General features: G+C 63.5%; 22 protein-coding genes. 9 read left to right on the top strand and 13 right to left on the bottom strand.

Going from position 1 to position 20,903, the window contains the following annotated elements; translation table 11 throughout:
- Positions 1-117: 117 nt before the first annotated feature.
- Complete coding sequence (locus ABM562_RS00545) at positions 118-2,178, top strand: AsmA family protein (RefSeq protein ID WP_115089051.1); 2,061 nt, start codon at positions 118-120, stop codon at positions 2,176-2,178.
- A gap of 101 nt (positions 2,179-2,279) precedes the next feature.
- On the opposite strand, the gene ABM562_RS00540 is transcribed toward ABM562_RS00545, so the two are convergent.
- Entirely contained in the window at positions 2,280-2,810 is a 531-nt protein-coding gene (locus ABM562_RS00540) for a ferritin-like domain-containing protein (protein WP_010221634.1), read from the bottom strand.
- 90 nt (positions 2,811-2,900) lie between these two features.
- Complete coding sequence (gene osmE / locus ABM562_RS00535; protein ID WP_038997418.1) at positions 2,901-3,254, bottom strand: osmotically-inducible lipoprotein OsmE; 354 nt, start codon at positions 3,252-3,254, stop codon at positions 2,901-2,903.
- Between the two features lie 123 nt (positions 3,255-3,377).
- Between osmE and ABM562_RS00530 the strand changes: the two genes are divergently transcribed.
- Positions 3,378-4,268 (top strand): lipase family alpha/beta hydrolase, encoded by an 891-nt coding sequence (locus tag ABM562_RS00530; RefSeq protein WP_115089049.1) that lies wholly within the window; start codon positions 3,378-3,380, stop codon positions 4,266-4,268.
- Here the strand turns inward: ABM562_RS00530 and ABM562_RS00525 are convergent.
- On the bottom strand, positions 4,249-5,142 hold the full coding sequence (locus ABM562_RS00525) for a DMT family transporter (RefSeq protein ID WP_115089047.1): 894 nt from the start codon (positions 5,140-5,142) through the stop codon (positions 4,249-4,251). The genes ABM562_RS00530 and ABM562_RS00525 overlap by 20 nt on opposite strands.
- A gap of 98 nt (positions 5,143-5,240) precedes the next feature.
- Here ABM562_RS00525 and ABM562_RS00520 point away from each other — a divergent pair, with 98 nt between their 5' ends.
- From ABM562_RS00520 to ABM562_RS00510, 3 genes are all read left to right on the top strand, one after another.
- Positions 5,241-6,032, top strand: coding sequence for an AraC family transcriptional regulator (locus ABM562_RS00520; protein WP_346617656.1), 792 nt, complete (start codon positions 5,241-5,243; stop codon positions 6,030-6,032).
- 62 nt (positions 6,033-6,094) lie between these two features.
- Positions 6,095-6,376 carry a PsiF family protein gene (locus ABM562_RS00515; protein WP_115089043.1) on the top strand — a complete coding sequence of 94 codons (282 nt, stop codon included), beginning with the start codon at positions 6,095-6,097 and terminating at the stop codon, positions 6,374-6,376.
- A gap of 111 nt (positions 6,377-6,487) precedes the next feature.
- A complete protein-coding gene (locus ABM562_RS00510; protein WP_233673526.1) occupies positions 6,488-6,898 on the top strand; it encodes a hypothetical protein in 411 nt (136 codons plus the stop codon).
- Here ABM562_RS00510 and ABM562_RS00505 read toward each other — a convergent pair.
- Positions 6,880-7,806 carry a hypothetical protein gene (locus ABM562_RS00505; protein WP_148708574.1) on the bottom strand — a complete coding sequence of 309 codons (927 nt, stop codon included), beginning with the start codon at positions 7,804-7,806 and terminating at the stop codon, positions 6,880-6,882. The genes ABM562_RS00510 and ABM562_RS00505 overlap by 19 nt on opposite strands.
- Positions 7,807-8,025: 219 nt before the next feature.
- On the opposite strand from ABM562_RS00505, the gene ABM562_RS00500 reads away from it, so the two are divergent.
- Entirely contained in the window at positions 8,026-9,033 is a 1,008-nt protein-coding gene (locus ABM562_RS00500) for an AI-2E family transporter (protein WP_115089037.1), read from the top strand.
- Between the two features lie 108 nt (positions 9,034-9,141).
- Here the strand turns inward: ABM562_RS00500 and ABM562_RS00495 are convergent, their stop codons facing one another.
- Positions 9,142-10,407, bottom strand: coding sequence for an Hsp70 family protein (locus ABM562_RS00495; protein ID WP_115089035.1), 1,266 nt, complete (start codon positions 10,405-10,407; stop codon positions 9,142-9,144).
- Positions 10,408-10,567: 160 nt separating this feature from the next.
- Here ABM562_RS00495 and cbpA point away from each other — a divergent pair, with 160 nt between their 5' ends.
- Both cbpA and ABM562_RS00485 read left to right on the top strand, forming a co-directional pair.
- A complete protein-coding gene (gene cbpA, locus ABM562_RS00490) occupies positions 10,568-11,527 on the top strand; it encodes a curved DNA-binding protein (RefSeq protein WP_115089032.1) in 960 nt (319 codons plus the stop codon).
- Between the two features lie 2 nt (positions 11,528-11,529).
- The gene (locus ABM562_RS00485) at positions 11,530-11,835 is read left to right on the top strand and encodes a chaperone modulator CbpM (RefSeq protein ID WP_045196932.1); all 306 of its coding nucleotides are present in this window, start codon (positions 11,530-11,532) and stop codon (positions 11,833-11,835) included.
- Between the two features lie 111 nt (positions 11,836-11,946).
- On the opposite strand, the gene ABM562_RS00480 is transcribed toward ABM562_RS00485, so the two are convergent.
- From ABM562_RS00480 to urtA, 7 genes are all read right to left on the bottom strand, one after another.
- Positions 11,947-12,468 (bottom strand): GNAT family N-acetyltransferase, encoded by a 522-nt coding sequence (locus ABM562_RS00480; RefSeq protein WP_115089030.1) that lies wholly within the window; start codon positions 12,466-12,468, stop codon positions 11,947-11,949.
- 5 nt (positions 12,469-12,473) lie between these two features.
- Entirely contained in the window at positions 12,474-13,001 is a 528-nt protein-coding gene (locus ABM562_RS00475) for a GNAT family N-acetyltransferase (RefSeq protein WP_460420453.1), read from the bottom strand.
- Between the two features lie 38 nt (positions 13,002-13,039).
- Positions 13,040-13,738 carry an urea ABC transporter ATP-binding subunit UrtE gene (gene urtE, locus ABM562_RS00470; RefSeq protein WP_346617654.1) on the bottom strand — a complete coding sequence of 233 codons (699 nt, stop codon included), beginning with the start codon at positions 13,736-13,738 and terminating at the stop codon, positions 13,040-13,042.
- Between the two features lie 69 nt (positions 13,739-13,807).
- Positions 13,808-14,629, bottom strand: a complete 822-nt coding sequence (gene urtD, locus ABM562_RS00465; protein WP_233673589.1) for an urea ABC transporter ATP-binding protein UrtD — start codon at positions 14,627-14,629, stop codon at positions 13,808-13,810.
- Between the two features lie 35 nt (positions 14,630-14,664).
- Complete coding sequence (gene urtC / locus ABM562_RS00460) at positions 14,665-15,744, bottom strand: urea ABC transporter permease subunit UrtC (RefSeq protein WP_134064483.1); 1,080 nt, start codon at positions 15,742-15,744, stop codon at positions 14,665-14,667.
- Positions 15,744-17,243 carry an urea ABC transporter permease subunit UrtB gene (gene urtB, locus ABM562_RS00455; RefSeq protein ID WP_134064481.1) on the bottom strand — a complete coding sequence of 500 codons (1,500 nt, stop codon included), beginning with the start codon at positions 17,241-17,243 and terminating at the stop codon, positions 15,744-15,746. The genes urtC and urtB overlap by 1 nt, the downstream gene beginning before the upstream one ends.
- A gap of 144 nt (positions 17,244-17,387) precedes the next feature.
- Positions 17,388-18,653, bottom strand: coding sequence for an urea ABC transporter substrate-binding protein (gene urtA / locus ABM562_RS00450; protein WP_258578710.1), 1,266 nt, complete (start codon positions 18,651-18,653; stop codon positions 17,388-17,390).
- Between the two features lie 245 nt (positions 18,654-18,898).
- On the opposite strand from urtA, the gene ABM562_RS00445 reads away from it, so the two are divergent.
- A complete protein-coding gene (locus ABM562_RS00445) occupies positions 18,899-19,474 on the top strand; it encodes a hypothetical protein (RefSeq protein WP_233673523.1) in 576 nt (191 codons plus the stop codon).
- Here ABM562_RS00445 and cycA read toward each other — a convergent pair whose 3' ends face one another.
- A complete protein-coding gene (gene cycA, locus ABM562_RS00440) occupies positions 19,475-20,902 on the bottom strand; it encodes a D-serine/D-alanine/glycine transporter (protein WP_134064477.1) in 1,428 nt (475 codons plus the stop codon). It lies immediately after the preceding gene.
- Position 20,903: the final 1 nt, after the last annotated feature.

The raw sequence follows: 20,903 nt of genomic DNA, 5'->3' as shown, positions 1-20,903 counted from the left end.
AAAAAACCTCGTTATCATGGCTGATCAATTAAACCCCTCGGGTTTTCATCAGTCCGAAGAGATAAGTGCCATCAACGCGCCCGCTTTTTGCCATGCAGTCATCAGGAGAATCGTGCAATGACGCGCCCCGCCAAAATCATCACCTGGACCCTCGCCAGCCTGCTGCTGGTCCTGGCCGTAGTGGTGATCGTCATCGCCACCTTCGACTGGAACCGGGTCAAGCCCACCCTCAATGCCAAGGTCTCCGAAGCACTGCATCGGCCCTTCGCCATCAACGGCAACCTGGCGGTGCGTTGGCAGCGTGAGCCGGAGCAAGGCGGTTGGCGCGCCTGGCTGCCATGGCCGCACTTCATCGCCGAAGACCTGACCCTGGGCAACCCCGATTGGCTCAAGGAGCCGCAGATGGTCGGCCTCAAGCGCGTCGAGTTCCGCCTGGCGCCGCTGCCGCTGCTGGTGCAGCAGATCGTCATTCCACGCATCGATCTCAACCAGCCGACCGCCAGCCTCAAGCGCCTGGCCGATGGCCGTGCCAACTGGACCTTCGACTTCGGCCCCAAGGACGAGCAGGCCGAACCGTCGAAATGGGTGCTCGACATCGGCGCCATCGGCTTTGACAAGGGCCAGGTAAGTCTCGATGACCAGACCCTGAAAACCCGCCTGGAGGTGTTGATCGACCCGTTGGGCAAGCCGATCCCGTTCAGCGACATCGTCGGCAAGGCCTCGGCGCAGAAGGCCGGTGCTGCCCAGGACTACGCCTTCGGCCTCAAGGTCAAGGGCCGCTACAAAGGCCAGGCGCTGGCCGGCACCGGCAAGATCGGCGGCCTGCTGGCCCTGCAGGACGCTTCGCAGCCGTTCCCGCTGCAGGCCGACATGGCCATTGGCGAAACCCGCATCGCCGTCGCCGGCACCCTGACCGACCCGCGCAATCTCGGCGCCCTCGACCTGCGCCTGCGTCTGTCAGGAGCGAGCCTGGGCAACCTGTATCCGCTCACCGGCGTGACCCTGCCCGATTCACCGCCCTATGCCACCGATGGTCATCTCACGGCCAAACTGCATGAACCTGGCGGTGCGGCGTTTCGCTATGAAGGCTTCAACGGCAAGATCGGCGACAGCGATATCCATGGTGACCTGGCGTTCGTCGCCAGCCAGCCGCGGCCAAAGCTGAGCGGCAAGCTGGTTTCCAACCAATTGCTGTTCAAGGACCTGGCGCCGCTGATCGGGGCCGACTCCAATGCCCAACAGAAAGCCCGAGGCGGTGCCAGCAAGCAACCCGCGGGCAAGGTGTTGCCGGTCGAGGAATTTCGCACCGAACGCTGGCGGACCATGGACGCGGACGTGACCTTCAGCGGCAAGCGCATCGTGCACAGTGCCGAGCTGCCGTTCACCGATCTTTCCAGCCACTTCGTCCTCGAGGATGGCGTGCTGCGCCTGGCACCACTGCGCTTTGGCATCGCCGGCGGCAAGCTCGACGCCCAGGTGCGCCTCGATGGCCGTAGCGTGCCGTTGCAGGGACGGGCGCAACTGAGTGCGCGTAACTTCAAGCTCAAGCAGCTGTTCCCGACCTTCGAGCCGATGAAGACCAGCTTCGGCGAACTCAATGGCGACGCCGACCTGAGTGGTCGTGGCAACTCGGTGGCAGCGCTGCTGGCGACCGCCAATGGCGACTTGAAAATGCTGATCAACGATGGCGCCATCAGCCGTGGATTGATGGAGATCGCCGGGCTCAACGTTGGCAACTATGTGGTCGGCAAGCTGTTTGGTGACAAGGAAGTGAAGATCAATTGCGCGGCAGCCGACTTCGGTATCAAGGATGGCCTGGCGACAACGCGGGTGTTCGTCTTCGATACCGAGAACGCGATCATCTACATCAACGGTACCGCCAACTTCGCCAGCGAGCAGCTGGATTTGAAGATCAACCCCGAGTCCAAGGGCGTGCGCCTTATTTCGCTGCGCTCGCCGCTGTATGTGCGCGGGCCGTTCGCCAAGCCAAGCGCTGGCGTACAGGCCTTGCCGCTGGCCTTGCGTGGGGTGGGGATGGTGGCTTTGGGGGTGACGGTGGGGCCGGCGGCGGGGTTGCTGGCACTGATAGCGCCAAGTGGGGATGTGCCGAACCAGTGCACGCCGTTGCTGGAGCAAATGAAGGCTGGCAAGGCGCCGCGAGCAGTGAAGGCGGGTTGAGAGGAAGCAATCGCGGGTCAAGTCGAGCCGTCGCACCGCCGCTCCCACAATGGAACTGTGTGCACCAGACCTGTGGGAGCGGGCTTGACCCGCGATAAGGTCTACAGGCCTTGCAGCAAATCCGCCATGTCGTCGGCGTGCTCCTCTTCCTGGGCCAGGATGTCTTCGAAGATCCGCCGCGTGGTCGGGTCGCTCTCGCCGATGTACTGGATGATCTCGCGGTAGCTGTCGATGGCAATCCGCTCGGCGATCAGGTCTTCCAGGACCATCTCCTTGAGGTTGCTGCCGGCGACGTATTGGGCATGGGAATTCTTGCTCAGGTTGTCCGGGTTCAGGTCCGGTTCGCCGCCCAGCTGGACGATGCGTTCGGCCAGTTTGTCGGCGTGCTCCAGCTCCTGGGTGGCGTGCTCGAGGAATTCGTCAGCTGCGACACTGGCCTTGATCCCGCTGGCCATGTAGTAGTGGCGCTTGTAGCGCAGGGCGCAGACCCACTCGGTGGCCAGCGACTCGTTGAGCAGGCGCAGGATTTTTTCCCGGTCGGCGCTGTAGCCTTCGGTCACGGCGCCCTGCTCGACATGCTGGCGGGCGCGTTCACGCAGGGTTTTAACATCGGTCAGTTCAACGTTGCTCATCATCATCTCCAGGCTGAAAACGGATAGATCTTCACGCTCTGTCGGCGCGCTGGTTACTAAAGCTGTGAGTCGCCAGCACGGGGAAAAGTTTTATAGCTTGGCCTTGGCCTTTTCGACGGCCTCGTCATCGACCTGGCGTTGTTCGCAGGTCTTGAAGCCCTTGGCGTCGACATGGCCGGTGGCATCGAAGCGCACGTAATAGGCCTGCTGCTTTCCGTCACGGTTGAGGATGTAGTTGTTGCAGGTACCGCCGTGGGGCAGGTCGATCACCGTCGATGGGCTGCCGCCAATGGCAATCACCCGCTGCATGGTCATGCCGTTCTCGACCTGCTTGACCAGCGGCTCTTCGTGATAGGTGACGTAGTCCACCGGGTTTTCCGGGCGGCTGCCGCAGGCGGCCAGGGTGGCGGTGGTCAGGAGGATGGCCAGGGTCTGTTTGTACATGGTTGAGCTCCTTGCTGAGGGTCTATTGGCTTGGAACCCCAGCGAGCGGCGGGAGTTCGATTGCGATTGCCATCGAAGAGCCTGTAGTGTTGGGCGACTGTCCACGGAACGGGGAATGCAGCCATGGCCCAAGGGCTCGCCACGCGTTATCCACTGGTGCTGGTGCCAGGCATGCTCGGGTTTGTCCGCCTGCTGCTGTATCCCTACTGGTTCGGGATCGTTTCGGCGTTGCGCCGGGGCGGGGCGACGGTGTTTGCCGTGCAGGTGTCGCCGCTCAACTCCTGCGAGGTGCGCGGCGAGCAGTTGTTGCTGATCATCGAGGACCTGCGTCGGCGCACTGGCGCCGACAAGGTCAACCTGCTTGGCCACAGCCAGGGCGCCCTGACGGCGCGCTATGCGGCCGCCAAACGGCCGGAATGGGTGGCGTCCGTCACCTCGATTGCCGGGCCCAATCACGGCTCGGAGCTGGCCGATCACCTGCATGACTATTACCCCGCCGACTCCGCGCGCGGCCGTGTGCTCAAGGCTCTGCTGCATGGGCTGGGGGTTTTGATGGGCTGGCTGGAGACCGGCTGGCGCGGGCCGAAACTGCCGATTGACGTCCACGCCTCGCACCAGTCGCTCACCAGTGCCGGCGTGGCGCGCTTCAACCAGGCTTATCCACAGGGCCTGCCGACCACCTGGGGCGGCGAGGGACCGGCCGAGGTGAATGGCGTGCGTTACTACTCCTGGTCCGGCACCCTGCAACCGGGCCGGACCGATCGCGGCCTCAACCGCCTGGACGGCAGCAATCGCTTCTGCCGCCTGTTCGCCCGCACCTTCGTGCGGGAAAAGGGCCAGTGCGACGGCATGGTCGGGCGCTTCAGCTCGCACCTGGGCCAGGTGATCGGCGATGACTATCCGCTCGATCACCTGGACATCGTCAATCAGTCGCTAGGTGCGGTGGGCAAGGGCGCAGAGCCTGTGCGGCTGTTCACCGAACATGCTGCCAGGCTCAAGGCTGCGGGACTGTAGCGCTGCGGCGCAGGGGTGTTTTCCAGCGTTCGGCGAGGATCACCCCGACCAGGGTCAGCACCCCGCCCACCAGGTGATAGAGGGCCAGCTGCTCGCCCAGCACCATGGCAGCGATCACCGCTGTCACCGCTGGCAGCAGGTTAAAGAACAGCGTCGTGCGACTCGGGCCCAGACGGCTGACCCCCTGCATCCAGGCCAGCGGCGCGATCATCGAGGCCAGTACGCAGGCGTAGATCACCAGGCCGATGTTGCCCGCGCCCAGGCCGGTCTTTTCCGAGAACAGGAACAGCGGAAACAGCACGATGATCGCCACCAGCACCTGCAGATACAGCAGCTGCAGCGGTGGGATGCGCAACTGCCACTTTTTCAGCAGGGTGCTGTACACCGCATAAGCCAGGGTGGCGATCAGCATCAGCGCATCACCGCCGTTGACCCCGTGTTGCACCAGCACCGCCAGATCGCCAGCCGACACCACAACCAGCACGCCGATGAACGACACCACCGCGCCAATCAGCGCACCGATGGTCAGGCGCTGGCCGAGGCTGATGATTGCCAAGGCCAGGGACATCAGCGGCATCAGCGAGAGGATGATGCCCATGTTGGTAGCGCTGGTGATGGCGGCGGCGAAGTAGGCCAGGCTCTGGTACACCGCCATGCCGAGTACGCCGAGAATGAAAATCTTGCCCAGGTTCGGGCCAATCGCCGCCCAGTTGCGCAACACCGGCCGCAAAAGAAAGGGCGTGAACAGCAGGCCGGCGAGCAGCCAGCGATAGAAGCCGATCTCGGCCGGGAAGATCGCCCCGGCAGACATCTTGGTGACCACGGTATTGCCGGCCCAGATGAAGATTGCCAGCAATGGAAACGCATAATTCATGAAACAGGAACTCTTGAGGGTACAGGCAGCTATTATCCGCTTGTCTGTCTTGTTGTTTATACTTGCATCCAGACAACCTGCCCATAGATCCAGACAGCATGTCGATAAAGTACGTAAAAATTCCGCAATTCGAGGCTTTGCCGGCCCCGGTGTATTTTCGCTACGACGAGTTCGGCGCCGATACCCACAGCGCCGCCCATCGGCATGCCTGGGGCCAGCTCAACTATGCGGCGCACGGCATCATGCACCTGGATATCGACGGCCAGCGCTTCATCTCGCCGCCGCATTATGCGGTGTGGGTGCCGCCCGATACCGAGCACAGCTGCTACAACCCGCAGGCCATCGTCTATCGCTCGGTGTACCTGGATCGTGCCCTGTGCCAGGGCCTGCCTGGCGAACCGTGCACCCTGGTGATCAGCGACATTCTCAAGGCCATTCTTGGCGATTTCGCCACCCGTGACGTCAAGGTCCCTGAAGATGAAGCCGACCAGCGCCTGGCCCGGGTGCTGGTCGACCAGTTGCGCCGCGCACCGACCCAGACCTGCTACCTGCCCTACGCACGCAGTGCCGGTCTGGGCGATGTGCTGCAGGCTCTGCATGCCGAGCCCGGCGACAATCGCCCGCTCGGCCATTGGGCCGCCAGCGTCCATGTCAGCGAACGCACCCTGGCCCGGCAGTTCATCCGCGAGCTGGGCATGAGCTTTGGCGAGTGGCGCCTGCGCCTGCGATTTCTGCGCGCCATCGAGGCGCTGGAGCAGAACCTGCCGATCCAGCAGGTTGCCTTCGACCTGGGTTACAGCAGCGCCTCGGCGTTCATCGCCATGTTCCAGCGCCAGGCCCACTGCACGCCTGAGCAGTACCGGCGCCGGGCTCGCGCTGGAGGTTTGTAAGAGTATTTGTCTACACTCTCGCCAAGGCTGCGCGTGGTGCGCGGCGACCAGGAGAAAACGCCATGAAGATGGTGCGTGTGCCGTTGCTGTTGCTGGGATTGCTGATGTGTTCCCAAGGTTTTGCCGCTACGGCGCAACAGGAAAAAATGAAGACCTGTAACGCTGACGCCACGGCCAAGGCGCTCAAGGGCGATGAACGCAAGGCGTTCATGAGCACCTGCCTGAAAGCCAAACCTGCGACCCAGCAGGACAAAATGAAAACCTGCAACGCCGACGCCACCACCAAGGCGCTCAAGGGCGACGAGCGCAAGGCGTACATGAGCGACTGCCTGAAGAAAAAGTAACGTCTGCTGCTGGCGGCAGGCCCGCGGTTCTTGCGAGCCTGTCACCACCCCCCTATGATCCGCGGCCCGGGCAGGGTGGTTCATCCTGCACAATTCATCGCCAGGATCTTCATGAAAACGGACTTCAACTTCTCGCGCCAGCATCTGTTGCTCGGCTGCTCAGCGTTCTTTGCCGCAGCGTTTTTCCTCTACTCGATTGCCACGATCAACTACTGGATCGACGGCAGTGACCTGGCCTTTTTCAGCCTGCTGACCCTGTTGTCGGTCACTGCGCTGTTCAACATGATCTGCGGCAAGGAGATTGCCACCAGCCTGAGCCTGGAAGAGGGCAAGGTGCACTATTTCGACGGCAAGCAGTACCGGGTGGCGGTGCCGGTGGAGGAGATCACCGAGGTCAAGGTGCAGAACCTGTTGCTGTGCAATCGCCTGATCGTCGACCTCAGCGGCTCGCGCCGCCTCAGTCGCTTCAATGTCGAGAACGCCGAAGCCTTTCGCGACCAGCTTCAGTCGTCGGCGGCGTAAGTCACCGACTCGAGCCGGTCCAGACCCTCGCCGATAAACAGCGAGAACGGCCGGCCGGCGCGGTTGGCCAGGTCCCGGCAGTCGCTCTGGAGCATGCCGATACGCAGGTCCTTGCCCGGATTCAAGTTCAGGCTCTGCTTGCCCAGCGAGCCGATCTCGAAGGCCATCTCGAAGGGGCGCCACGGGCTGCGCTGCGGCGTCCCCTCGGCTTGCCAGGCCTTGACCTGGCCGTTGTGGATTCTCTCCCGCAGGGTCGGGTCCTTGAAGTCGAAGCGTGCCGGCAGTTGGGCGAAATGCATCGGCGCGTACTCGATAATGACCTGCGCGCGTTCCGGCGGGCCATCGTCGCGCTGCACGATCGACCTGAACTTGAATGGGCCACCGGACACCTCGGCCAGCACGTGACAGGTGATGATGCTCGACACTTCACTGTTGTTCTCGGCGGCAAGCGTGCGCTCGCGCAGCGTGGCACTGGAAAGCGCTTCGATACGATTGCCAAGCTTGAGCTGCAGGGTGACTGGCCCCTGGATGCTTTTGACCGCCTCGCTAAAACCGTCGAACCTGGCGCCCGGCGCGTGCGGTTCAAGGGTGACATCGACTTCCCAGGAAGCGGCGGCACGAGCCCGGGGAATTTCGTCGAACAACTCGCGCAGGGCTTGGCGCTTACCGGCATCGAGCGAGCGTGAGACGTTGATCCGCAAGTTCTGCCGGTGGTCATCGTCAAGCTCGACCTCGATGTCTTTTGGATCGATTTTCAGTGCCAGGATGGCCTGGTACAGGTCATCGCCGTATTGCGGCCTGAGGTCGCCATAGTAGGCGCTTACCGGCTGCGCGAAATGCAGGGTGGCGAAATCTTCCGAACAGCCGCCAAGCAGCATCAGCGGAAGCAGGACAAGCAGTTTGCGCATGGTCTGGAACTCTTTGCCTTGAAGGTGGGAAGGCACAGAGGGATTCCTGTTTCGCCTACCTGCGAAAGCGCCTGCGCGGCGCCACCATTCCATTGGGGGCGGCAATCATAGAAACATCACAACGGCATTGCCAGCCGCAGCGCCGCTGCGTGCCACTATGCCTGCCGGACGAAGGCTGGCAGACTGCCGGTTTTCCATGCCGTCGCCTTTCGAGGTTGTATGACCTTTACTCAGCGCCAGATCACCCTGGCCAGTTGGATCATCGTCTTCACCGGCCTGTTGCTGGTGTTGCCGCTCAAGTTGTTGCCGAGCCTGCTGGCCGGGCTGCTGGTGTTCGAACTGGTCAACATGCTCACCCCCAAGCTGCAGCACCTGATTGCCGGGCAACGGGCACGCTGGCTGGCGGTAGCGTTGCTGGGCACCCTGGTGGTCAGCACCCTGACGTTGCTGTTCGCCGGTGCCATCAGCTTCCTGCTGCACGAAGCAGAAAACCCCGGGGCGTCCCTGGACAAGTTCATGTTGTTGGTGGATCAGGCTCGCGGACAGCTGCCGCCGTTCATCGACGCCTACCTGCCGGCCAGTGCCTCGGAGTTCAAGGTAGCCATCGGCGACTGGCTCAAAACCCACCTGGGTGAGCTGCAACTGGTGGGCAAGGGCGCGGCGCACATGTTCGTCACCCTGCTGATCGGCATGATCCTCGGCGCCATCGTCGCGCTGCAGCGCATTCCCGACATCTCCAAGCGCAAGCCCCTGGCGGCGGCGCTGTTCAACCGCCTGGCGCTGCTGGTGCAGGCGTTTCGCAACATCGTCTTCGCGCAGATCAAGATTTCCCTGCTCAACACCTTCTTCACCGGCATCTTCCTCGCCGTGGTGCTGCCGCTGTTCGGCGTGCATCTGCCACTGACCAAGACCCTGATCGTGCTGACCTTCCTGCTCGGCTTGCTACCGGTGATCGGCAACCTGATGTCCAACACCCTGATCACCATCGTCGGCCTGTCGTTGTCGATCTGGGTGGCGATGGCGGCGCTGGGCTATCTGATTGTTATCCACAAGGTCGAGTACTTCCTCAACGCGCGGATCGTTGGCGGGCAGATCAGCGCCAAGTCGTGGGAGCTACTGTTGGCGATGCTGGTGTGCGAGGCGGCGTTCGGACTGCCTGGGGTAGTGGCGGGGCCGATCTATTACGCCTATTTGAAGAGTGAGTTGCGCCAGCAAGAGCTGGTGTGAACTGAAGGCTATCGCCGGCAAGGCCGGCTCCCACAGGGATAGTGTGCAGCAATACTTTGTGGGAGCCGGCGTTGCCGGCGAAAGGGCCGCAACGCGGCCCCGGCTATCTCAACCGTAACGCTTGCGCGCCTCGATCGCCAAACCGCTGCCAATGCTGCCAAAGATGTTGCCTTCGACATGCCGGGCATTCGGCAGCATCGCCGCCACGCTCTGGCGCAATGCCGGGATGCCGCTGGAACCGCCGGTGAAGAACACCGTATCGACCTGCGCCACACCCACGCCAGCCTTGGTCAGCAGTTCGCTGACACTGCCGCGCACGCGCTCGAGCAGGTTGTCGATCGACTCTTCGAACAGCGCCCGGCTCAGTTCGACGCTGAGCCCCGGCTCGACCCGCTTGAGATCGACCAGGCGGCGATCGTTGTGGGTCAGTTCGATCTTGGTCTCTTCCACTTCCATCGCCAGCCAGTGCCCGGCGCGCTGCTCGATCAGCTTGAACAGGCGGTCGATGCCGTCGGTGTCTTCGATGTCGTAGCGCATGCTGCCCAGGGCCAGCTGGGATTTTTGCGAGTACACCGAGTTGATGGTGTGCCAGGTGGCCAGGTTCATGTGGTGGCTGGTCGGCATGAAGGCACCGCTCTTCATCCGGCTGCCGTAGCCGAACAGCGGCATCACGCCCTGCAGGCTCAGCTGCTTGTCGAAGTCGGTACCGCCGATGTGCACGCCGCCGGTGGCGAGGATGTCCTGCTGGCGGTCGTCGAGCATGTGCCGCTCAGGGGCCAGGCGCACCAGCGAGAAGTCCGAAGTACCACCGCCGATGTCGACGATCAGCACCAGCTCTTCGCCCTGGATGTTCGACTCGTAGTCGAAGGCCGCGGCAATCGGTTCGTACTGGAAGGAGACTTCCTTGAAGCCGATTTTCTTTGCCACTTCGGCCAGGGTGTCTTCGGCTTCCTGGTCGGCGGCCTGGTCGTCATCGACGAAATGCACCGGGCGGCCCAGCACCACCTCGTCGAAGGCGCGGCCGGCGTTGGCTTCGGCGCGCTTTTTCAGCTCGCCGATGAACATCCCCAGCAGGTCCTTGAACGGCAGCGCGGTGCCCAGCACGCTGGTGTCGTGCTTGATCAGCTTGGACCCCAGCAGGCTCTTGAGCGAGCGCATCAGGCGGCCTTCATAGCCTTCGAGGTATTCGTGCAGGGCCAGGCGGCCGTACACCGGGCGGCGCTCCTCGATATTGAAGAACACCACCGACGGCAGGGTGATCTTGCCGTCTTCCAGGGCGATCAACGACTCCACGCCCGGGCGATGCCAGCCGACGGTGGAGTTGGAGGTGCCGAAGTCGATGCCGCAGGCACGGGCCGGGGATGCTTGACTCATGGATTGTACTTCCGGGGGAAAAACGGCCGCGCAGTTTATGCCAGCTGGCAGCAGAATCAAGACCGATTATCTGCTTTGCAGCAAACCCATGAGCACCTTGAAAGGCTATGCTTGACCCCAATCTACAAAAGCATTCGATTAACCCATGGTGACTCCTTAGATGGACTTCAAAGACTATTACAAGATTCTTGGCGTAGAGCCCACTGCGGATGACAAGGCGATCAAGACCGCCTACCGCAAGCTCGCGCGCAAGTATCACCCCGACGTCAGCAAAGAGCGTGACGCCGAGGAGAAATTCAAGGAGGCCAACGAGGCCTATGAAGCCCTGAGCAATCCGGAAAAACGCGCCGAGTACGACGAGCTGCGCAAATACGGCCAGCATGGCCGGCCGTTCCAGGGCCCGCCGGGCTGGGAAAGCCGCGGCTCGGCCGGTGCCGGCGGTTTTGGCGACGGTGGCGATTTTTCCGATTTCTTCAGCTCGATCTTCGGTTCGCGCGGTGGCAACGGCAATCCTTTTGGCCGCGGCCAGCAACGCAGCGCCGGACGGCGGGGGCAGGACGTGGAAATGGAACTGGCGATTTTCCTTGAGGAAACCCTGTCCAGCGAATCCAAGCAGATCAGCTTCCAGGTGCCGCAGCACAACGCCCACGGCCAGCGCACGGGCTTTACCACCAAGACCCTGAACGTGAAGATCCCGGCCGGCGTCAGCGACGGCGAGAAGATCCGCCTCAAGGGCCAGGGCGCGCCGGGCGTCGGTGGCGGCGCCAATGGCGACCTGTTCCTGACCATTCGCATGGCACCGCACCCGCTGTTCGATGTCGAAGGTCATGACTTGATCATCACCGTGCCGCTGGCACCGTGGGAGGCCGCCCTGGGCACCAAGGTGGCGATGCCGACCCTGACCGGCAAGGTCAACCTGACCATCCGTCCGGACAGCCAGAACGGCCAGCGCCTGCGCATCAAGGGCATGGGCCTGAGCAACAAGCAGGGCCAGCGTGGCGACCTGTATGCGCAATTGAAAGTGGTGATGCCGAGCCACTCCGATGCCGCAGCCCGTGAGCTGTGGACCAAGCTGTCGGAAAAGGCCGCGTTCAACCCGAGGACACAATGGAGTAGCTGATCATGAGCAGTACCCTGATCGTTCAACTGGACATGCAGACCCTCTGTCAGGAAGCCGATCTGCCGGCGGCCTACGTGATCGAAATCGTCGAACACGGCATTGTCGAGCCTTCTGGGCGAACGCCGGAAGACTGGCTGTTTGACGATCAGGCGCCGGTGCTGGCCAAGCGCGCGGCGAAGCTGCATCACGATCTGCAACTGGAGTGGGAAGGGGTGGCGCTGGCCCTGGAGCTGCTGGAGGAAGTGCAGCAACTGCGCAGCGAGAACAGCATGCTCAGGCAACGTTTGGGGCGGTTTGTGCAGGGCTGAGTTCATTGCGTCCGCTGCGCGGCCGATCGCCGGCAACGCCGGCTCCCACACTGGCCCTGTGCATGCAGTACCCTGTGGGAGCCGGCCTTGCCGGCGATTGGCCCTGAAGACCTAGAGCAATTTGTAGTACAACGCCGTCGCCCGATAAACCCCGTCCGGCCCGCAGGCGTAATCCGGAATCTCGCCCGCCTTGCTGTAGCCCAGCGATCGATAAAAAGCTTCGGCCCCCGAGCCGGCCTCGGTATCCAGGTAAAGCATGCCGCGCTGCTTCTGTCGCGCCGCCAGTTCCAGCGCGTGCATCAACTGCTGGCCCAGGCCACGGCGCCGTGCCGCGCTATGCACCAGCAGCTTCTGTACTTCCGCCCGGTTCAAACCGTTGGGCTTGAGGCACAAGCCCAGCTGGACACTGCCCAGCACTTCCTTGTCCTTGCCCACCACCCACAGCAACAGCTCGCCGCTGACCAGGCGCTGCCTTACCTCCTCGAAGTAACGCTCGGCCTGCTGCACATCGATAGCCGCCAGAAACCCCACCGAGGCGCCGTGTTGCACGGCATCAAGCAGCAACGCCACCAGGCCGTCGCGGTAATAGGCAAGGCTTTCATGGGTTACACGATTAAGCTGCGCAGCATTCACAGGCGTCACTCCATTGTCGGGGGCAGGGCATCCGGGTTGAGGATCAACTGCATGAAGGTCAGGTCCAGCCAGCGGCCAAACTTCACCCCGACCTGGGGCATCTGCCCGTTGAGGGTGAAGCCCAGGCGCTGGTGCAGGCGAATCGAGGCGGCGTTGCCGCTTTCGATGGCAGCGACCATCACGTGTTTGTTGCAGGCGCGGGCCCGTTCGATCAGCGCTTGCATCAGCTTGGGGCCCAGGCCGTTGCCGCGCTGGTCGTTGCGGATGTACACCGAATGCTCGACGGTATGGCGAAAACCTTCGAACGGCCGCCAGTCGCCAAACGAAGCATAGCCGAGGACTTGATCGGCAGCGTCCACCGCCACCAGGATCGGATAACCCTGGGCCTGGCGGGCTTCGAACCAGGCCTGGCGGTTGCTCAGGTCGACCGCTTGCTCGTTCCAGATCGCCGTGGTGTTGAGCACGGCATCGTTGTAGATATCGCGAATGCCCGGCAGGTCGGCAGGCACGGCATCGCGCAGCAGGTAAGTCATGGCAGGTTCTCGAGCAGGGGCACGGTGATCGGCTCAGGTTAAATGGTTACCAGGCCGCGCACACCCTCGGCTTCCATATTTTCGCCACGTCCGGACTGGATGATTTCACCGCGGGACATCACCAGGTACTGGTCGGCAAGCTCAGCGGCAAAATCGTAGAACTGCTCGACCAACAGGATGGCCATGTCGCCCCGGGCGGCAAGTTTGCCGATCACCGCGCCGATCTCCTTGATGACCGAAGGCTGAATCCCCTCGGTGGGCTCGTCGAGGATCAACAAGCGTGGCTGGCTGGCCAGGGCGCGGCCGATGGCCAGTTGTTGTTGCTGGCCGCCGGAGAGGTCGCCGCCACGGCGCTGTTTCATCTGCAGCAGCACCGGGAACAGCTCGTAGATGAAGCCCGGCACGCTTTTGGCCTGGCGGGCGCCAAAGCGCGACAGGCCCATCAGCAGGTTCTCCTCGACGCTCAGGCGCGGGAAGATCTCGCGGCCCTGGGGCACGTAGGCGATGCCGGCGTGCACCCGCTGGTGCGGCTTGAGTGCGGTGATCGCCTGGCCTTCCCAGTGCACGCTGCCTTCGCGGGTGGGCAGCAGGCCCATCAGGCAGCGCAGCAGGGTGGTCTTGCCGACGCCGTTACGGCCGAGCAGGCAGGTGACTTCACCGACCCTGGCCTCGAAGGACAGGCCGCGCAGGATGTGACTGCCGCCGTAGTATTGGTGCAGGGAGTCGATTTTCAGCATGTCTGATGTCCTTTGTTGGTCTTATCGCGGGGCCTGTGGGAGCGGGCTTGCCCCGCGATGCTCTGCAAGTCACCTTCCCAGATAAACCTCGATCACCCGGTCATCCGCCTGCACCTGCTCCAGCGACCCTTCAGCCAGCACACCGCCCTGATGCAGCACGGTGACGTGGTCGGCGATGCTGCCGACAAAGCCCATGTCATGCTCGACCACCATCAGCGAATGCTTGCCGGCCAGGCTTTTGAACAGTTCGGCGGTGAATTCGGTTTCGGCATCGGTCATGCCCGCGACCGGTTCGTCGAGCAGCAGCAATTGCGGGTCCTGCATCAGCAGCATGCCGATCTCCAGGAACTGCTTCTGGCCGTGGGACAGCAAGCCGGCCTGACGCTGGGCCGAGCCGCTCAGGCGAATGGTCTGCAGGATCTCGTCGATGCGGTCGCGCTGCTCGCCACTCAGGCGCGCAACCAGGCTGGCCAGCACCGACTTGTCGGCTTTCTGCGCCAGCTCCAGGTTCTCGAACACGCTCAAGGCCTCGAACACCGTCGGCTTTTGGAATTTGCGACCGATCCCGGCCTGGGCGATCTGCACCTCGCTCATGCGCGTCAGGTCCAGGGTGTCGCCGAACCAGGCCTTGCCGCTGGTGGGGCGAGTCTTGCCGGTGATCACATCCATCAGCGTGGTCTTGCCGGCGCCGTTGGGGCCGATGATGCAGCGCAGTTCACCGACGCCGATGTACAGGTTGAGGCTGTTCAGTGCCTTGAAGCCGTCGAAGCTGACGTTGATGTCTTCCAGGGTCAGCACCGTGCCGTGGCGCACGTCCAGGCCTTCGCTGCGGCGCTGGCCAAGGCCGATGGCATCGCGGCCGCTGCCGGCGTCGAGGATCGGTTCAAGCATGAATTCCGGGTGCACCGGCGGTAGCGGGATGGCTCTCATTGTTCGCCCCTTTTCTTCAGCAGACCGACCACGCCCCGTGGCAGGTACAGGGTCACCAGGATGAACAGCGCACCGAGGCAGAACAGCCAGTATTCGGGAAAGGCCACGGTGAACCAGCTCTTCATGCCGTTGACCAGGCCGGCGCCCAGCAGCGGCCCGATCAGCGTGCCGCGCCCGCCGAGAGCGACCCACACTGCGGCTTCGATGGAGTTGGTCGGCGACATTTCGCTGGGGTTGATGATGCCCACCTGCGGCACGTACAAGGCCCCGGCCAGACCGCACAGCACCGCGCTCAAGACCCAGACGAACAACTTGAAACCGCGCGGGTCGTAGCCGCAGAACATCAGGCGGTTCTCGGCATCGCGCAGGGCAGTCAGCACCCGTCCAAACTTGCTCCGGGCCAGGCGCCAGCCCAGGTACAGGCTGGCTACCAGCAAGGCGACGGTGAGCAGGAACAGCACCGCACGGGTGCTTTGCGCGGTGATTTCAAAGCCGAGGATGCTGCGAAAATGGGTGAAACCGTTGTTGCCGCCAAAGCCGGTCTCGTTGCGAAAGAACAGCAGCATGCCGGCGAAAGTCAGGGCCTGGGTCATGATCGAGAAGTACACGCCCTTGATCCGCGAGCGGAAGGCAAAGAAGCCGAACACCAGCGCCAGCAGCCCCGGCGCCAGCACCACCAGGCACAGGGCCCAGGCAAAGTGCTGGGTGCCGGCCCAGTACCAGGGCAGCTCGCTCCACGACAGGAAGGTCATGAATGCTGGCAGGCCATCACCAGACGCTTCGCGCATCAGGTACATGCCCATGGCATAGCCGCCGAGGGCGAAGAACAGGCCGTGACCCAGCGACAGCAGCCCGGCATAGCCCCAGACCAGGTCCAGGGCCAGGGCGACGATGGCGTAGCAGAGGATCTTGCCGACCAGGGTCAGGGTGTAGGCCGAGACCTGCAGGCTGTGCCCGGCCGGCAGCAGCGACAGCAATGGCAGGGCCAGCAGCACCAGCAGTACCACGGCGCCGATAGCCAGGGTCCAGCGCGGGCCGGCCTTCTGGCTGGCGGTAACAAGCAGAGGCTGGTTCATCAGTCGATTACCCGTCCCTTGAGCGCGAAGAGGCCTTGCGGGCGTTTCTGGATGAACAGAATGATCAGCGCAAGGATGAGGATCTTGCCGAGCACCGCACCGATCTGCGGCTCCAGCAGCTTGTTGGCGATGCCGAGGCCAAAGGCCGCCCAGAGGCTGCCGGCCAGCTGGCCGACGCCGCCAAGCACCACCACCAGGAACGAGTCGATGATGTAGCTCTGGCCCAGGTCCGGGCCGACGTTGCCGATCTGGCTCAGGGCCACGCCACCGAGCCCGGCGATACCGGAGCCGAGGCCAAAGGCAAGCATGTCCACCCGCCCGGTAGGCACGCCGCAGCAGGCGGCCATGTTGCGGTTCTGGGTGACTGCACGCACGTTCAGGCCCAGGCGCGTGCGGTTGAGCAGCAACCAGGTCAGCAGCACCACGAACAGGGCGAAGGCGATGATCACCAGGCGGCTGTAGGGCAGCACCAGGTTGGGCAGCACCTGGAGGCCACCGGAGAGCCAGGCCGGGTTGGCCACTTCGACGTTCTGTGCGCCGAACAGCAGGCGGATGGCCTGGATCAGGATCAGGCTGATACCCCAGGTGGCCAGCAGGGTTTCCAGTGGGCGGCCGTACAGGTGGCGGATCACTGTGCGCTCCAGGAGCATGCCGACCCCGGCGCTGACGGCGAAGGCCACCGGCAGGGCGATCAGCGGGTAGAACTCGATGGCCCCGGGCGCGTAGCGTTGCACCAGGATCTGCACCACGTAAGTGGCATAGGCGCCGAGCATGAGCATCTCGCCGTGGGCCATGTTGATCACTCCGAGCAGGCCGAAAGTGATGGCCAGGCCCAGGGCGGCAAGCAACAGGATCGAACCCAGCGACAGGCCGCTGAAGGCCTGGCCGAGCAGCTCGCCGAACAGCAGCTTGCGTTTGACCTGGGCCAGGCTGGTTTCGGCGGCGGTGCGCACGCCGGCGTTGCTTTCGACACCGGGTTCGAGCAGGGCTTGCAGACGCGTGCGGGCCATGGGGTCGCCGGTTTCGCCGAGCAGGCGCACCGCAGCCAGGCGTACGGCCGGATCGCTGTCGACCAGTTGCAGGTTGGCCAGTGCCAGGCCGAGGGCGGCATGCACGGCGGCGTCGGCTTCGCTGGCGAAGCGCCGGTCGAGGAAGGCGACCTGTGCCGGCTGGGCGCTTTTTTGCAGTTGCTGGGCAGCAGCCAGGCGCACCTCGGCATCGGCACTGAGCAACTGATGGCTGGCCAGGGCGTTATCCACAAGTCCGCGCAGGCGGTTGTTCAGGCGCAGCTTGCGGGTGTCGTCGGGGGCAATGCGGCCTTGTTGCAGGGAACTCAGCAGTTCAAGGCGGGCCGGGTCCGGTTGCGCCGCCCAGTCCTGGAGCAGGCGCGCCTGCTCATTGGCCTTGGCGGCGATGAAGTAGTCGGCGTCGGCTGCCTGGGCGGCTAGCGGCAAGAGCAGGAGCAAGCCGAGGAAGAGGCGCTGGAGGGCCTTGGGCATAGCGGGATCCGTCGCGGTTGTGGAATGTCTCAGGGCCTCATCGCTGGCAAGCCAGCTCCCACAGGCATTGCAGTGTCTGTGGGTATGCGCGGTCCTTGTGGGAGCTGGCTTGCCAGCGATGGGCCGCAAAGCGGCCCCGACAACTCAGTTGCCTTTCACCGCATAATCCGGCCGCTTGTCGTTGCCCGGAATGAACGGGCTCCACGGCTGTGCGCGCAGCGGTTGTTCGGTTTCCCAGACCACATTGAACTGCCCGTCATCCTGGATCTCGCCGATCATCACCGGCTTGTGCAAGTGGTGATTGGTCTTGTCCATGGTCAGGGTGTAGCCGGACGGCGCCTTGAAGGTCTGCCCGGCCAGGGCCTCGCGGACTTTGTCGACATCGGTGGACTTGGCCTTCTCCACCGCCTGGGCCCACATGTGGATGCCGACGTAGGTGGCTTCCATCGGGTCGTTGGTCACCGCCTTGTCGGCGCCCGGCAGGTTCTTGGCCTTGGCGTAGGCCTTCCAGTCGGCGACGAACTGGCTGTTGACCGGGTTATCCACCGATTCGAAGTAGTTCCACGCCGCCAGGTGCCCCACCAGCGGCTTGGTGTCGATGCCGCGCAGTTCCTCCTCGCCTACCGAGAAGGCCACCACCGGCACGTCGGTGGCTTTCAGGCCCTGGTTGGCCAGCTCCTTGTAGAACGGCACGTTGGAGTCGCCGTTGACCGTGGAGATGACCGCGGTCTTGCCGCCAGCGGAGAACTTCTTGATGTTGGCGACGATGGTCTGGTAATCGCTGTGGCCAAACGGCGTGTAGACCTCTTCGATGTCCTTGTCGGCCACGCCCTTGCTGTGCAGGAAGGCGCGCAGGATCTTGTTGGTGGTGCGCGGGTAGACGTAGTCGGTACCCAGCAGGAAGTAGCGCTTGGCGGCGCCGCCGTCTTCGCTCATCAGGTATTCCACTGCCGGGATCGCCTGCTGGTTGGGCGCGGCACCGGTGTAGAAGACGTTCGGCGACATCTCTTCGCCCTCATACTGCACCGGGTAGAACAGCAGGCCGTTGAGCTCTTCGAACACCGGCAGTACCGACTTGCGCGACACCGAGGTCCAGCAGCCGAACACCACCGCGACCTTGTCCTGGGTCAGCAGCTGGCGGCCCTTCTCGGCGAACAGCGGCCAGTTCGATGCGGGGTCGACCACCACCGGCTCCAGCAGCTTGCCGTTGACCCCGCCCTTGGCATTGATCTGTTCGATGGTCATCAGGGCCATGTCCTTGAGCGAGGTCTCGGAAATCGCCATGGTCCCCGACAGCGAATGCAGGATACCGACCTTGATGGTCTCGGCGGCCTGGATGCTCCAGCTCAGGCCCATCGCCGCGATGGACGCGCTGAGGGTAAAGGCCTTGATCAGACTGCGACGCTTCATAGTGCTCTCTCCATGGAATCGGATGTTCTGTTGGGCAGATGGCGACTTCGCCAAGAGCGTTAGCAAGGGCTGTGCCGAGTGGTGCGAGGCGCTCTGGGGCGCGGTTTGCACGATGAATCGCGGCTGCTGGCAAGCAGGCTTGCACCGTGATGGCGCTGTGGCCGGTGCGCGGCAAACGGGTCTGCACAGCTTTGGTTCGTGCAGGTATCATCGCCGCCTTCGAAAGCGGTTCAGGGACGACGACAGTGAGCAAGCTCGCGTGTGCAGGGATGATGATGGCCGGCGTGTGGGCCGCAATGGGGCAGGTGCAGGCCAGCGAGCCGTCCTCGCTGTATTTTCGTTGCACCATGACCGCTGCCCAGTACGCCGAGGTCAAGGCCGCGCCGCCGGGTGGTGCGCCAGCCTTCGACGATTGGCAGCAATGGTTCGACAGCCAGGGGATGTATGGCCCGGGCAAGGTCAGGAGTGAAGACCTGCGGCCGCTGGTAGCGCGAAACCTGAGCGAGCTGGTCGGTGTCAGTGGCTGGGGCACGTACTCCGAGTACGACGAGAAGGCGGGCGCCTGGCGCTTCGCCCTGTTGCAGTTCAGCGAGAACTACGGCGAGATGATCTCGCTACTGGCGCCACTGCGCAGCGTCGCGCCGTACTGCGCCGCCGACTCCGACAGCTTCATGCTGGTCTATTCGTACATCTGGGGCGACGGCGATAACGCCTACCTGACCCTCAACGGCCGCAGCCAGTTCGCCAAGGCACCGACGCCGGCCCAGCGCGAGGAGGCCGACGCGGTGCTGGCCGAACTGCTCAAGGCCAGCGAGGGTTGATCAGCCCTGGCGGGAGCTGACGCTTTCAAGCTGGGCTTGACGATTGCGCCGCACGAACTGGTAAGTGACGGTCAGCAGCACGAACCACAAAGGCGTGACAATCAGCGCCTGGCGGGTATCGTGCTCAAGGCTCAGCAGCACCAGGATGAAGGCGAAGAACGCCAGGCACACCCAGCACATCAAACGCCCGCCGGGCATCTTGTACTTCGAGGCCTGGTGCAGCGCGGCGCGCTGTTTGCGGTAGTTCAGGTACGACAGCAAGATCAGCGACCAGACGAACATGAACAGGATCGCCGACACCGTGGTCACCAGGGTGAAGGCTTCGACCAGATCCGGAATCACGTACATCAGCAGCGCCCCGGCCAGCAGGCAGGTGCACGAGAACAGCAGGCCGCTGGCCGGCACGCTGCGCTTGGACAACTGCTCGAAACGCTTGGGCGCATCACCCTGCTGGGCCAGGCCGAAGAGCATGCGGCTGGTGGAGAATACGCCGCTGTTGGCCGACGAGGCCGCCGAGGTCAGCACCACGAAGTTGATGATGCTGGCCGCCGCCGGCAGGCCGGCAAGCACGAACAGTTCCACGAACGGGCTCTTGCCCGGCACCACGTCACGCCACGGTGTCACCGCCATGATGGTGATCAGCGCCAGCACGTAGAATACGATGATGCGGATCGGGATCGAGTTGATTGCCCGCGGCAGGTTGCGCTCCGGGTTCTTCGCTTCGGCAGCGGTGGTGCCCACCAGTTCGATGCCGACGAAGGCGAACACGGCAATCTGGAAGCCGGCAAAAAAGCCCATCAGGCCATGGGGGAACATGCCCTGGTCGTTCCACAGGTTGGCAAGGTCGGCGGTGCGCCCGGCGGGCGACTGGAAGCCGGCCATGACCATGTACAGGCCGGTGCCGACCAGGGCGACGATGGCGATGATCTTGATCATGGCGAACCAGAACTCGATCTCGCCGAACATCTTCACCGTGATCAGGTTCAGCGACAGCAGCAGGCCGACACAGGCAATCGCCGGCGCCCACTGCGGCAGGTCGGGGAACCAGAACTGCGAATAGGCCGAGATCGCGATGACGTCGGCGATGCCGGTGATGATCCAGCAGAACCAGTAGGTCCAGCCGGTGAAGTAGCCGGCCCAGGGGCCGAGCAGGTCGGCAGAGAAATCGATGAACGACTTGTAGTTGAGGTTCGACAGCAGCAGTTCGCCCATGGCACGCATGACGAAGAACAGCATGAAGCCGATGATCATGTAGACAAAGATGATCGACGGGCCGGCCAGGCTGATGGTCTTGCCCGAACCCATGAACAGCCCGGTGCCGATGGCGCCACCGATGGCGATCAGCTGGATGTGGCGGTTGGACAGGCTGCGTTGCAGGTGGTCATGGTCAGTGGGTGCGGGGTGTTGCGGGGGCAGGTTCGCGGTCATA

The organism is Pseudomonas sp. ZL2, from assembly GCF_054788455.1.
Note: the sequence above shows the minus strand (reverse complement) of the source record. Positions and strands in the feature narration are given on the sequence as shown.

Excerpts from the sequence above, each read along its gene's own strand:
- ABM562_RS00515 (WP_115089043.1), top strand. The coding sequence starts at position 6,095 with ATGAAGATGGTGCGTGTGCCGTTGCTGTTGCTGGGATTGCTGATGTGT.
- ABM562_RS00510 (WP_233673526.1), top strand. The coding sequence starts at position 6,488 with ATGAAAACGGACTTCAACTTCTCGCGCCAGCATCTGTTGCTCGGCTGC.
- ABM562_RS00485 (WP_045196932.1), top strand. The coding sequence starts at position 11,530 with ATGAGCAGTACCCTGATCGTTCAACTGGACATGCAGACCCTCTGTCAG.
- ABM562_RS00500 (WP_115089037.1), top strand. The coding sequence starts at position 8,026 with ATGACCTTTACTCAGCGCCAGATCACCCTGGCCAGTTGGATCATCGTC.
- urtB (WP_134064481.1), bottom strand. The coding sequence starts at position 17,243 with ATGCCCAAGGCCCTCCAGCGCCTCTTCCTCGGCTTGCTCCTGCTCTTG.
- ABM562_RS00495 (WP_115089035.1), bottom strand. The coding sequence starts at position 10,407 with ATGAGTCAAGCATCCCCGGCCCGTGCCTGCGGCATCGACTTCGGCACC.
- ABM562_RS00540 (WP_010221634.1), bottom strand. The coding sequence starts at position 2,810 with ATGAGCAACGTTGAACTGACCGATGTTAAAACCCTGCGTGAACGCGCC.
- urtD (WP_233673589.1), bottom strand. The coding sequence starts at position 14,629 with ATGCTTGAACCGATCCTCGACGCCGGCAGCGGCCGCGATGCCATCGGC.
- ABM562_RS00545 (WP_115089051.1), top strand. The coding sequence starts at position 118 with ATGACGCGCCCCGCCAAAATCATCACCTGGACCCTCGCCAGCCTGCTG.
- ABM562_RS00530 (WP_115089049.1), top strand. The coding sequence starts at position 3,378 with ATGGCCCAAGGGCTCGCCACGCGTTATCCACTGGTGCTGGTGCCAGGC.
- ABM562_RS00525 (WP_115089047.1), bottom strand. The coding sequence starts at position 5,142 with ATGAATTATGCGTTTCCATTGCTGGCAATCTTCATCTGGGCCGGCAAT.
- cbpA (WP_115089032.1), top strand. The coding sequence starts at position 10,568 with ATGGACTTCAAAGACTATTACAAGATTCTTGGCGTAGAGCCCACTGCG.
- ABM562_RS00475 (WP_460420453.1), bottom strand. The coding sequence starts at position 13,001 with ATGACTTACCTGCTGCGCGATGCCGTGCCTGCCGACCTGCCGGGCATT.
- urtE (WP_346617654.1), bottom strand. The coding sequence starts at position 13,738 with ATGCTGAAAATCGACTCCCTGCACCAATACTACGGCGGCAGTCACATC.
- urtA (WP_258578710.1), bottom strand. The coding sequence starts at position 18,653 with ATGAAGCGTCGCAGTCTGATCAAGGCCTTTACCCTCAGCGCGTCCATC.
- cycA (WP_134064477.1), bottom strand. The coding sequence starts at position 20,902 with ATGACCGCGAACCTGCCCCCGCAACACCCCGCACCCACTGACCATGAC.
- urtC (WP_134064483.1), bottom strand. The coding sequence starts at position 15,744 with ATGAACCAGCCTCTGCTTGTTACCGCCAGCCAGAAGGCCGGCCCGCGC.
- ABM562_RS00520 (WP_346617656.1), top strand. The coding sequence starts at position 5,241 with ATGTCGATAAAGTACGTAAAAATTCCGCAATTCGAGGCTTTGCCGGCC.
- ABM562_RS00505 (WP_148708574.1), bottom strand. The coding sequence starts at position 7,806 with ATGCGCAAACTGCTTGTCCTGCTTCCGCTGATGCTGCTTGGCGGCTGT.
- osmE (WP_038997418.1), bottom strand. The coding sequence starts at position 3,254 with ATGTACAAACAGACCCTGGCCATCCTCCTGACCACCGCCACCCTGGCC.